The 11735-nt window shown below is 64.3% G+C and carries 12 protein-coding genes; 5 read left to right on the forward strand and 7 right to left on the reverse strand.

Going from position 1 to position 11735, the window contains the following annotated elements:
- The first annotated feature begins 3 nt into the window (after nucleotides 1–3).
- Nucleotides 4–228 (forward strand): SlyX family protein, encoded by a 225-nt coding sequence (locus tag ATO7_RS04480; protein ID WP_083559900.1) that lies wholly within the window; start codon nucleotides 4–6, stop codon nucleotides 226–228.
- 15 nt (nucleotides 229–243) lie between these two features.
- Here the strand turns inward: ATO7_RS04480 and ATO7_RS04485 are convergent, their stop codons facing one another.
- Both ATO7_RS04485 and ATO7_RS04490 read right to left on the reverse strand, forming a co-directional pair.
- On the reverse strand, nucleotides 244–858 hold the full coding sequence (locus ATO7_RS04485; protein WP_083559901.1) for a DUF480 domain-containing protein: 615 nt from the start codon (nucleotides 856–858) through the stop codon (nucleotides 244–246).
- Nucleotides 858–1610 (reverse strand): DUF4412 domain-containing protein, encoded by a 753-nt coding sequence (locus ATO7_RS04490; protein ID WP_083559903.1) that lies wholly within the window; start codon nucleotides 1608–1610, stop codon nucleotides 858–860. Before ATO7_RS04490 ends, ATO7_RS04485 begins: the two co-directional genes overlap by 1 nt.
- Nucleotides 1611–1727: 117 nt before the next feature.
- Between ATO7_RS04490 and ATO7_RS04495 the strand changes: the two genes are divergently transcribed.
- Entirely contained in the window at nucleotides 1728–4373 is a 2646-nt protein-coding gene (locus ATO7_RS04495) for a serine/threonine-protein kinase (RefSeq protein WP_083559905.1), read from the forward strand.
- 13 nt (nucleotides 4374–4386) lie between these two features.
- On the opposite strand, the gene ATO7_RS04500 is transcribed toward ATO7_RS04495, so the two are convergent.
- Nucleotides 4387–4935, reverse strand: a complete 549-nt coding sequence (locus ATO7_RS04500) for an ECF-type sigma factor (RefSeq protein WP_083559907.1) — start codon at nucleotides 4933–4935, stop codon at nucleotides 4387–4389.
- Between the two features lie 139 nt (nucleotides 4936–5074).
- On the opposite strand from ATO7_RS04500, the gene ATO7_RS04505 reads away from it, so the two are divergent.
- Both ATO7_RS04505 and ATO7_RS04510 read left to right on the forward strand, forming a co-directional pair.
- The gene (locus ATO7_RS04505; RefSeq protein ID WP_083559909.1) at nucleotides 5075–5974 is read left to right on the forward strand and encodes a recombination-associated protein RdgC; all 900 of its coding nucleotides are present in this window, start codon (nucleotides 5075–5077) and stop codon (nucleotides 5972–5974) included.
- 16 nt (nucleotides 5975–5990) lie between these two features.
- Nucleotides 5991–7001 carry a hypothetical protein gene (locus ATO7_RS04510; protein ID WP_083559911.1) on the forward strand — a complete coding sequence of 337 codons (1011 nt, stop codon included), beginning with the start codon at nucleotides 5991–5993 and terminating at the stop codon, nucleotides 6999–7001.
- Here the strand turns inward: ATO7_RS04510 and ATO7_RS04515 are convergent.
- The 4 genes from ATO7_RS04515 to ATO7_RS04530 are packed head-to-tail and all read right to left on the reverse strand — an operon-like array spanning nucleotide 6991 to nucleotide 10941.
- Entirely contained in the window at nucleotides 6991–7974 is a 984-nt protein-coding gene (locus tag ATO7_RS04515; protein WP_083559913.1) for a hydrolase, read from the reverse strand. The genes ATO7_RS04510 and ATO7_RS04515 overlap by 11 nt on opposite strands.
- A complete protein-coding gene (gene ampD / locus ATO7_RS04520; RefSeq protein ID WP_083559915.1) occupies nucleotides 7971–8522 on the reverse strand; it encodes a 1,6-anhydro-N-acetylmuramyl-L-alanine amidase AmpD in 552 nt (183 codons plus the stop codon). The genes ATO7_RS04515 and ampD overlap by 4 nt, the downstream gene beginning before the upstream one ends.
- Complete coding sequence (locus ATO7_RS04525) at nucleotides 8519–9157, reverse strand: 4'-phosphopantetheinyl transferase family protein (protein ID WP_083559916.1); 639 nt, start codon at nucleotides 9155–9157, stop codon at nucleotides 8519–8521. The genes ampD and ATO7_RS04525 overlap by 4 nt, the downstream gene beginning before the upstream one ends.
- Entirely contained in the window at nucleotides 9157–10941 is a 1785-nt protein-coding gene (locus ATO7_RS04530; RefSeq protein WP_083559918.1) for an Lnb N-terminal periplasmic domain-containing protein, read from the reverse strand. The genes ATO7_RS04525 and ATO7_RS04530 overlap by 1 nt, the downstream gene beginning before the upstream one ends.
- Nucleotides 10942–11234: 293 nt before the next feature.
- On the opposite strand from ATO7_RS04530, the gene ATO7_RS04535 reads away from it, so the two are divergent.
- Nucleotides 11235–11711 (forward strand): DUF3015 domain-containing protein, encoded by a 477-nt coding sequence (locus ATO7_RS04535; RefSeq protein ID WP_083559919.1) that lies wholly within the window; start codon nucleotides 11235–11237, stop codon nucleotides 11709–11711.
- Nucleotides 11712–11735: the final 24 nt, after the last annotated feature.

The raw sequence follows: 11735 nt of genomic DNA on the forward strand, positions 1-11735 counted from the left end.
CTGATGAATCAAGCCGATCTTTCAGACCAGCTGGTTGATCTGCAAGCCCGTGTCGCCCATCAGGACGACACGGTGCTGAAACTCAATGACATCGTCGCCAGCCAGCAGCACGAAATTACCGAACTGACCAAGGCGGTCAAGAAGCTCGCCCGCCAGCTTCAATCACTGCGTGATGTGGGTGGTGGCGGCGGTGGCGAAGCCGCCGACGAAAGGCCGCCGCACTACTGAGGCGGCCTGCGCACCTCAGTTCTCCAGCAGGCGCGCGATCTGCGCCTCCAGCTCGGCCACCCGAGCTTCCAGTGCATCCAGACGTGATGCACTGCCCTCACCACCTCGCCCGCCACTTGCGGCCGGCTCGACGATTGCATCCTCGCCGCACAGCAAATGGGCATAACGGGTGCCTTTGTGCCCGCCCTCACCCAAACGTTTGACCAGCGGCTGGCCGCGGTCCGCCAGATCTTCCAGCGCGGCCGCGATGGCCTCAGGCTCGAACGGCCCGCCCAGATTGGAGGTGTTGGAACGCAGTTCGGCAACGGTCTGAGGCCCACGCAACATCAGCGCGACCAGCACACCGAGGGTGGTTTCATTGAGCAAAAACTGATGTTTGAAACGATGCCGCCAGCGCGGCGCGCGCGCCCCGACCTCCTCGGCCACCAAGTCCAGTTCGAGCAGATCAAGCAAGGCCGAGCCGACTTCACCTTCACGCAGGCTCATCACCGGATGACGGCAATTTTTCTGATTGCACGCGGCCATCAGGCCGTTCACCGTCATCGGGTAGTACTGCGGCGTGCTCAGGGATTTCTCCACCAGCGCGCCGATCACCCGCGCCTGAACCGGCGTCAGTGTCAGTTCGCTCATCAATTCATCCCCGGGAACAGCGGTCGTTCGCTGTAGCCCTCTGGCAGACTCAGACGCGCAGCGTCCGGCGCTGCGGTGTCGACCTTGACCAGGGTGGCCTTGGCCTGCTGCGCGCCCGGCGCGCGATGTTCAACCGGCACACCATCCATCTGATCCAGCACCGCGGCCATGGAGCCAGCCCCGAACTGCGAGGCCATCGCGCTCATGGTTTCGCCCATGCGCTTAAGCAACTTGAGATCGGCGGCTTTAAGCCCCACCGCGCTGACATCGGCCAGACACAGCTCCTCGCTGGCCTTGTCGTTGTCATAAACGGTCACCGGCTGGCAGGTGTAATCGCCGACCTTACGGGTGCCCTGCGTTTTCTCAACGCGGAAGTTGCGTTTGGACATATCCGGCACCTGCGGCAGCATGCCTTTCATCATGTCGCGCTGTTCCGGCGGCAGCATGGCGAGCTGCTGCTCGATCTGTTTCTGCAACGCGGCAACCTGCTTGGCCAGGGCTTCAGCCGCCTGTTCGGTGACCCGGTTGTAGCTGCGCTGCGTGTCATCAACGATGTACAGAGTCTTGTCGGCATCCTGATACAGCAGCCACTGCGGCTGGCCCTGCTGTGACATGCGCACCGCACTGGCCCCGATCTCCAGCTGTTGATGCCCCTCATTTTCCGGGCTGGCATAGGACAGCGTACCGGCCGCGAGCGCCGTAGCGCTGGATGCCAGCAAGGCTGGCGCGAGCAAAAGACGGGACAGATTCATTCAGGTGCCTCCGGCGTGATTTCTGTTGTGGCGGCCAAGCATACGGTCGCCGCGCTGGCGCCGCTATGCACAGCGGCTACACTGAAGGCCTGAGACCCCGACAAGGCCCGCGCGTTCATGAGCACAGATGACGCCGCCCTGTGGCAAGAGATAGAAAGCCTGCTTGATGCGGCGCTGGACCGCGCAGCCTCGCAGCGCCAGGCGTATGTTCACGCGCGCACCGAGAACAATCCGGAACTGCGCAAGCGGGTGCTTGCCCTGCTCGCCGCCAGCGATGATGCCGGTGATTTCATGGAAACCGGCCCGGCAGATCAAGCCAGCACAACGCAAACCACGGCCAGCGAGGAAGCCAGCGGCCAGATTGGCCCCTGGCGCATTCTTGAACTGCTTGGCCGCGGCGGTATGGGCGAGGTCTACAAGGCGCAGCGCGATGACGGGGCATACCATCAGACTGTCGCGCTCAAACTGCTGCGTGGCGACCAGGATGCGATGCTGTCGCGCTTTGAAAGCGAAAGGCAGATCCTCGCCGACCTGCATCACCCCGGCATTGCGCGCCTCATTGACGGTGGCCTGACCCCAGACGGGCGGCCTTATATGGCCATGGAATACATCGATGGCCAACCGCTGGCGACCTGGTTGCACGAGACGCGGCCGAGCCTGGAACGTCGTCTGGCGGTGTTTCTGGAGCTGTGCCCAGCCGTCAGCTATGCCCACAGCCGCCTGGTAGTCCATCGCGATATCAAGCCGGACAACATCCTGGTCGATCGCGATGGTCGCCCTCACCTGCTCGATTTCGGGATTGCCAAGCTCAACCCCGAAGCCTTGAGCGCCAACGCCACACAGGCACTGGCCACGCCCAATTACGCCGCACCCGAACAGTTCAGCGGCGAGACCATCACCACCGCGACTGATGTCTACGGCCTCGGCGCCACCTTGTATTTTCTGCTGTGCGGCCGACCACCGGTGGATCTCGATGGCTTGAGCCTGCCGCGTATGCTCGACCGCATCTGTCATGCCCAACCCAAGCCACCCAGCATGCGGGTCAGCGGACCCGCCATGGCACCGCTGCGCGGCGATCTCGATGCGATTTGCGATAAAGCCCTGGCGCGCGATCCACAGCAACGCTACGCCAGCGCGCAGGCTTTAGCCGACGATCTGCGCCGTCATCTGAACAAGGAGCCGGTCCAGGCCCGGGCGCCCCGATTCAGCTACCGTGCCGGCCGCCTGCTGCGCCGCCACGCACTGGCTGCCAGCGCCGCCCTGGCCGTTCTGGCAAGCCTCGCCATCGGCCTTGCCGCAACCACCTGGCAAGCGCATCAGGCCGCGCTTGAGCGTGACATTGCACGCCGCGAAGCGGCACGCCTGTCGACCATGCGCGGCTCCATACTGCGCCTGTTCCGCAGCGCGGCCAGCGAGCTCGACACCGACCAGCTGACCGCGCGCGAACTGTTTGCCCAAAGCGCCGGCAACATCGAGCGCGACTTCGGCAATGATCCGGCCACCGCGGCTGCGCTGATGCAAATGCTCGGTGAACTGCAACTGTTCACCGAGGACTACGCCGGCGCCCGCGAACTGCTGCAGCGCGCCCAGGCCCTGCCGCAGGATCAGATCGACGCCGAGGTGCGCGCCAGCATCGACATCAATCTGGCCCATCTGGCCTACCGCGATGGTGATTACCTGCGTGCTCGACAGCTCTACGACCAGGCCGTCGCGGTGTGGCAGGTCGCGCCCCAGCGCTATCCCTCGGAGCTGATCTGGGCCGCCACACTGGCCTCACAGCTGGCCCGGGCTCAGGGGCATACCGCCGCCGCGGTTGAGCACTTGCGTGATGCCGCCGGGCGCGCGCGTGCCTACTGGGGTGAGGCGCATGAGGAAACCGGCATCGTGCTGATCAATCTGGCCGTGGCGTTGTACTACGACAACCGCCTGGCTGAGGCGCTTACGGCCTGTGCTGAAGCCTGGACCGTGTGGCAGGCCATCGGCAAGCAGAACTCCCCCGATGCGCTCAATCTGCTGGCCAACTGGGGTCTGTTCGCCCTGCGCCATGGCGACCCTTACGAAGGTGAGAAGCGATTGGCCGCGGCACTGGATTTGCGCACTGCGCTGTATGGCGCCTCGGCAGCCCAGGCCACGCTGATGAAGAATCTGGGCGTGGCTCACCGTATCAATGGTCTGCGTAACGCCGGCATGCGCCTGCTTGAACAGGGCGAATGGATGGCCGAAAAATACGCCGGTGCCGGCGGGCGCCTGCACGCCAGCGCGGTGTATGCGCTGGCCCGCGCCTTGAGCGAGGACGGCCTGATCGAGGAAGCACAACAGCGCCTGCGCGCATCTCTGACGCAGCAGACCACCACACCCACCAGCTGGCATCACCTCAACCGGGCTTTGCTAGCACGCCTCAGCCCCGATGCGGCCAGCGCCGAAGCGCTGTTCTCAACCGCTTTGCAGGGTCTTGCGGCCAGCGGCGATGCCGCGCTCAGCCAATATGCCGATGCCCTCGCGCTGCACGCGACCTGGCTGCAGGAACAGGGCGCAACGGCACAGGCTCTTGATGTGCTGGATCAGGCGATCACACACAAGACCCGGGCTCGCCATGCCGCCCATTACGAAGTGCTCAGCATGAACCGTCGCAAGGTCGATCTGCTGCGTGCGCAGGGTCTGGGCGATGCGGCGCAAACACTGTGGCAGCAAAGCCGTGAGCAGGCGCTGGGCCAACTCGGCCCGCAGCACCCGATCAGCGCGCTGTTCGCAGACCCTCTCTGAACCGCGCCGCCGTTCAGCTCATGGCGTCATACAGCCAGGCCTTGGCCTTGAGCCAGTCGCGCCGGACCGTACGCTCGGTCACATCCAGTGCTTCGGCCGTTTCGGCGTCGGTGTAACCGCTAAAGAAGCGGCATTCCACCACCTTGGCCAGCCGCGAGCTAAGCGCGGCAAGCTGTTCCAGATGCTGGTTCAACTCGAGCAGGAAGTCGGCCCCTTCAGATGGATCCGCCGGCATCAGGCCGAGCCCGGAATCATCCAGCGACAAAGGCTTCTGGCCGCTGCCACGCTTTTCCGCCAGGGTTGCCCGGGCACTGTCAACCAGAACCTGGCGCATGGCCGCCGCCGCGGTGTTCAGGAAATGCGCCCGACTGGCGTAATCCTGATTGCCCGCCGCGAGCTTGAAGAACGCTTCATTGACCAGCGCCGTGGTGACAAAGGTCTGGCCGGCCACCAGCTTGCGTCGCTCGCGATGCGCACGCGTCTTGAGCTCCTGATACAGCGCCTGATAAAGCGCACCTGCCCCCTGCCGGGTCAAATCCCCTGCATTGTGCTGTTGCTCCATGGATCTCCCCCGATATTCATGGAAGCTGCATTACACCACCAGGCGGGCGACAAACCAAGACGGCGGCCCTGCAACGCGACGATGCCCGGTTCGAGCCTGATATGATCCGCGACCGTTTTTTCAAAGCCCGTCCTACACCATGTGGTTCAAGAATCTGTGCCTGTTCCGTCTGGAAAAACCCTGGTCCATCACCCCGGCCGCCCTGGAGGAACAGCTGGCACGCAAGCCTTTGCTGCCGTGCACCGGCCAGGCTGCCCTGAGCCGCGGCTGGGTTGCACCCAAGGACGATGACGGCGCGCTGGTCGAGGCCCTGCTGCCACATCTGATGATCGCGCACGGCAGCGAGGAAAAGCTGCTGCCGGCCAGCGTGATCAACGAAGAAGCCAAGGACAAGGCGCGCGAATTCGAAGCTCAGCGCGGCTACAAGCCGGGGCGCAAGCAGATGCGTGATATCAAGGACGAGATCACGATGACCTTGCTGCCGCGAGCCTTTGTACGGCGCAAACGGGTGCGCGCCTGGATCGACTGCGAACAGGGCTGGCTGATCGTCGACACCTCGACCGCCGCCGCAGCGGAAAACCTGATCGAGCACCTGCGCGCCACGGTCGAAGACCTGCCGCCGGTCAAGCTGGTCGAACCCAATATGGCTCTGGCCGTGACCATGACCGAGTGGCTGGCCAAAAACGCCGCGCCGGGCGCTTTCCTGATCGAGGACGAATGCGAACTCAACGGCAGCGAGGAAACCAAATCCACGGTGCGTTACTTGCGTCATCCGCTCAACACCGAGGAAATCCGCAAGCACATCACCTCCGGCAAGCGGGTCAGCAAGCTGGGCATGTCGTGGGGTGACAAGCTGTCTTTCGTGCTCAACGACACCCTGCAGATCAAGAAGCTCAAGTTCCTCGACATGGACCGCGATGACGGCGCCGAAGGCAGCGACGTCGACGAAGAACAGCGTTTCGAAATCGACTTCACCCTGATGAGCAACGAATTGCGCATGATGCTGGGCGAGCTTTGCGCCATCATTGGTGCCGAATAGCACACGGAGACACCCCATGGATCAGGCCGACAAGCTGCTTGAGGCGCACATCGCCTTCGAACTCAAACGCTGGACATCAAGCAAGATGACCAAGGAGCTCGAACCGCTGCTCGACGGTCTCTGGGCGTGGCTTGAGAACACCCATGTGTCGGCCATGCTGGAGGCGGACACGGCGGTCGACACCGCCCTGCGCTGGCTCGACGACTGGTATCTGCCGGACACCCTGACCGTGCTGGTCGGTTCGATCGCCAAACGCTTGGTGCAGTTGCCGGTCAACACCGAAACCCGCATCGGCGATGTGGTTGACGATGAGCTGTATGAGGCCGGCGTTGAGCTGATCGTGGACATGGATCAGTTGCGTGAGAACCTGATCAAGCAGGCCACCGAAAGCCCGCTTTACGCCATGCTGATTTCCAACGTGCTGTACAGCGGCATCCGCGACTACCTGTCCTCCAGCAGCGGCGCCGTGCAGAAAGTGCCGGGCATGGGTTCGCTGCTGAGCAAGGGCAGCGCGGCGCTGAACAAGCGCATGCCCGGACTGGAATCCGCCATCGAGGACCGGCTGCGTAACTTCATCCGCGGCAACACCGAAAAGAGCATCCGCAACAGTCAGCAGTTTTTGCTCGACGCCCTGGGCCCCGAACAGATCCGCGAACTGTCGGACGAAATCTGGCGCGATGCCAAGGACGCCCGCCTGAGCGTGTCCGATATGGTCAGCGACGAAGACATCGACCGCCTGGCCAGCTTCGGGCTGCAGGTGTGGCACGAATTGCGCCAGACCGAATACATCCAGGAACTGGTGCGCGAAGGCATCCAGGGTTTCTACGAAGTCTATGGCAGCCAGTCGCTGGCCGAACTGCTCAAGCACCTGGGCCTGGATCGCGAGACCCTGGACACGGAAATCCGCACGCTGGCCCCGGACCTACTCAAGCACGCCCGCGACACCGGCTTGCTGGAAAGCGCCTTACGCCTGCAACTGGAGCCGTTTTATCGCTCCAGCGCCTGCACCAAGCTGCTCAAAGCCTAGAGCTCAGCCATGAGCTGATCCGGCGCTCCAGCCAGTAATCCAGAGCGCCTGCCGGGGTACGCGCCACAAAGCCCACATGACCACCGTAGCGGCTTAGCTCCAGCTCAACCTGTGGGGCGAGTTCCTGCGCCGTCGGAATAATCTGCGGCCGCATGAACGGATCGTCCTGGCTGTGCACGATCAGACAGGGTTTTTCGATCGCCTGCAGCAACGGGCCGCACTCGCAGCGCCGGTAATAATCCAGCGCATCCTCAAAGCCGTTGAGTGGCGCCGTCCAGGCATCATCAAAGGCAAAGAAATCCGCAGCGTTCATAGCTGAGGTCAGATCCACATCAGCGGGCAGGCGCACATGCGCAGCCTTGCGCTGAGCCATGGCCTTGAGATCACCGAGCAAACGCCGCTGATAAACCCGCGAGACACCCTCGCGCAGACGCTCGGCGCAAGGCTCCAGCTGAAACGGCACACTCACCGCCACGACCAGATCCGCCGGATGATCAGCCCCGCCCTCGGCTGCCGCCTTGAGCGTAATATTGCCGCCCAGCGACCAGCCAATGTTGGCCACCATGGCATCCGGATATTGGGCCCGCAGACGCCCAAGCAGTGCACGCAGATCCGCGGTATCGCCCTGATGGTAATTGCGCGCCAGCCGGTTGGGGGTATCGCCTGCACCGCGCAGCTGCAGGATCAAGCCCGCCCAGCCCCGCTGCATCAATTGCCGCGCCGTACCGCGCAGGTACTTGGATTCAAAGCCCCCGGTCAGGCCATGCACCAGCACCGCAAGCGGTTGGCCCGGCTGCGGGCGTGCAAACCAGCCGAGGTCGACAAAATCGCCGTCGTCCAGCTCCCAGCGCTCAACATCCAGCGTCAGGGTGGGCAGCGGACGCAGCAGCGTGGGAACAACCGTCTGTGCATGCGCATTGCGCAGCAACGGATGCGGCCTGAAGTCCGATTCGACAATACGTCCGTGGGTCATGCGCAGCGCAAGCCGGCGCGATAACGCGCCCAGTCGAAGCAGGGTCCGGGGTCGGTCTTGCGCCCCGGCGCGATATCGCTGTGCCCGGCAATGCGCTGGGCGGTAATCGCTGGCCAGCGCGCCTGAATCCGCCGGGTCAGGCGAATCAGCGCGCGGTATTGCGCGGCGGTGAAGGGATGACGATCCGTACCCTCCAGCTCGATACCAATGGAAAAATCGTTGCAGCGCTCGCGCCCGTCGAACTGCGACTGCCCGGCATGCCAGGCCCGTGCGATCAGTGGCACGAACTGCTGGATCTGCCCGGTTCGACGCACGAACAGATGGGCCGACACCCGCAGATCCTTGATCTTGTCAAAGAAAGGATGGGCCTGCGGATCCAGAGTGTTGCAGAACAGTTCACGCACATGCGGCCCACCAAAACAGTCCGGCGGCAGGCTGATGGCGTGAATCACCAGCAGGCTGATGTCATCCGGCGCCGGGCGCTCATCACAGTTGGGTGACACGCAGCGCCGCACCCCGGTCAACCAGCCATCAGACAAGATTCTCATGCGCGAAATTCTGCCACAGGGCACGGCAGCGTCGGCTCGAAACACCAGACCCCGTCTTGCGCACGCGCGCTCAGGCAGACCCAATCCAGCGCCTGGACGGCGCTGTGCATCAGATACACACTCACAACCATCTCATCCCACAGCAAAAATTGCTGCAGGCTGTCGGCGTGTCCGGCCGGCAGAGCCCAACGCCCGTCTTGCCAGCGCAGCGACGGGGCCCGCGCCATGCCCACCACGCCCTCGCCGCTGGCCTTGGCCCAGGCCTCCTTGGCCGTCCACAACGCCAGCGCTGCAGATGCGAAGCCCGATGCCGCCTGCGCCTCAAGCTGTGCACATTCGTCGGCATGGAACTGGCGCCGGGCCAGCGCCGCCCAGCGGGCCTTGCGCGCCCGCGGCTCGATGTCGATGCCGGCCGGCTGCTCGGCCAGCATCAGCGCCACCGCATCGCGGCTGTGACTCAGACTCATATGCCAGCCGCCGGGATGCAGCACCTGCGGCTTGCCGCGCGCGTCTGGCGCCCATCGACAATCCTCGCCCAGCACCTCTCCGAGCACGCGATCGCGCAGGGCATGAGCCAGCGGGCGCAAACGCCGCGGCGTCAGTTGCGGCACCCGACAAACCCAGATGCGACGCATCAGAAGTACCTCATCAGCTGAGCCTCGAGCACATCACGCCGGCTGCGGTGCTCGTGCGCAAACTGCACGCGCAGCCCCCAGCGCGGGTTGATCTGCCAGTGCTGGCCCACTCGCAACCAGGTTCGATCATCGCCATCACCCACAATCCGCCCCACCCGCCGCGTGTGCTGCACAGAAATCTGCCACGGCGCGTTGGCATGCCAGCGCTCTCGCAGCACCAGCTCGGCACCATACTCCAGGCCGCGCTGGCCGCCCTCACCCAGCACCGCTGCGGCCTGGCCCAGCAGCGACGCCGATACACCCAGCGTACGGCTCAAGCCCAAACCGCCAGCAAGGCGCCACAGGCCTTGCCCATCGGCCAGATCACGCCGATAGCCGGCCGCCACCTGCCACGACCAGGGGCTGAACCAGGCATCGCGCGGCGGCAGCGAACGCACATCAATCAGGCTCAGCCGCTGCAGCCGCCAAGTGCCACTTCGCACGCTCAACTGGGTGTCCAGAATCGCGATCTCACTGTCCGCGGCAAGCCCGTACGCCCCATCAAGCAGGTCATGCAAGGCCGGACGCCAGTCCAGCACGAGCTGCGAGACACCGTCCAGGGCCAGCCCCCCGGCGCCAAGACGCTGACTCAGATGACTCTGATCAGGCGCTGGCGGTGCTGGCGCAGGCAACCAGCCAGACGCTTGCTGCAACCCGCTGCGCGTACTCAACGCCTGCTCTTCAAGTGCCAGCCAGCGGGCTTTGCGGGCTGCATCCGGTCTGCGTCCCAGCACCCCGACAGCGCTGCGATAGCGGGCCAGATCAGCCACCACATCCAGCACACGCGGCTGCTCGGGCAGGACCGCGCCCGGGCTCTTCAATATGGCCTGCACGGCAGCCTGCTGTTCGGCGTCGAGCTGTTGCAGTCGCCCCTCCAGGGTGTCGCGCAGGGCCGGTCGGTAAGCCACCGCGTCGATCAGGCCATGGGCCTGCAGGCGCCGAATCGTATCCACCGGCGCGGCAAACAGATCAAACCCACGGGTCAGCGGCAACTCCGGCCGGCTGGCCTGAATCAGGGCGAGGAGTTGAAAACTGCAATTCTCGTCAAGAAAAAAATAATCGAAGCCGGCGTGCTGCAGCTCCCACAGGTGGGCAAGCAGGCGATCGAGCGCCGCCGCATCCAACTTGAGGGGGTATTCCCACAGGTTGCGCTGCTCCAGATAGGCGTATTCGGCCACCTTGTCGTAGTACGGCCCCAGGCTGAAGCGCCCGGTGTAGCCCCCGGCCAGCCCCTTGATGGCGTAGCTGGGGCCGGGCTGATCCTGGGTTTGCGCGGCAAAGTTGACGGCCCAGGCCAGCAGCGGGCTGCCGTCTGCATCCAGACGCAAGAAGGTGTGCCCGAAGGTCGACGAGGGATTGCCCAGATAGGCCGACGCCAGCACCAGGGTGACACCCCGGGTTCCAAGCCGTTCACGCCAGCGGGCGTAGTCGGCACATGCGTCAGGCGGCAGATCTGCCAATTGCGGCTCATGAGCCCGCATCAACTGCCAGCGTGCAGGGTAGCGACAGGCCAGCGCTGGATCATCCCGAAAGCCGTCCAGGGTGGCCTGCCACTCGGCCTGAGGATCACGCGCCCCCTCAGCGCTGATGAAGAAGCCCGCACTGTCGATACGACTGTGGCCATCCTGATCGGCATGCAGCAAGGCCAGCCAGGCTGCACTGGATGATGGTGCTGGCGTGGCTGCCACCGAGCACGGCAAAACGAATAGCGCGACAGCCAGCCAGCGGCGAGCGAAGTCCCGCACAAGGCCCGCTGCTGCCCCATGCCAATGTGTGAACTGGGTCACAGCTGCACCCGGCTTCCAAGGCCATCAGCAGCCTTCGCGGCAGCGCTCAAAGCCATGCTCATTAACGAAAGGCCGCCAGACAGCCCCGTAGAACCGGTACAAACGGCAACCGCAGCGCCCGCGCACCACCCCCAATCAGGGGGATCGCGATGCCCCGGCGCAACTTGCGAGCGCCAACACGGCGGGCATAGTATGGCGGCGGACCATTTTTCCGGTTCATTCACTGAATTTCAGTAGGGGAGTTGCAAAACATGAAGAAACTGATCACGGGTGCTGTACTTCTGGGTGCTGCCAGCACGGCTTCGGCTGTGGCACCGGGCGGCCCGAACTGCGGCTGGGGCAACATGCTGTTCGCTGGCCAGTCCGGCATTGTGTATCACTTCCTGGCGTCGACCACCAACGGCACCTCGGGTAACAACACCTTCGGCATGACCTCCGGCACCAACGGCTGTTCCACCGACGGCACCCTGACCTACGGCGGCAAGGCCATGGTCAGCGCCATGCTCGACGAGTTCTCCGAAGACGTGGCACGTGGTGAAGGCGACGCCCTGACCGCCGTGGCCGTGGCTTTCGGCATCGAAGCCGATGACCGCGCCACCTTCGCCCGCGTTGCTCACGACAACTTCGAAGTGATCTTCCCGAGCGCCGACGTCACCGCTGATCACGTCATTGCCAGCCTGGAAAGCCTGATCAAGGCTGATCCGCAGCTGGCCAAGTACGCCGCCTAATTCCTGCGTACAATCAGCGGCCGG

The sequence above is a fragment of the Oceanococcus atlanticus genome (genome assembly GCF_002088235.1).
GTDB classification, from domain to species: Bacteria; Pseudomonadota; Gammaproteobacteria; order Nevskiales; family Oceanococcaceae; genus Oceanococcus; species Oceanococcus atlanticus.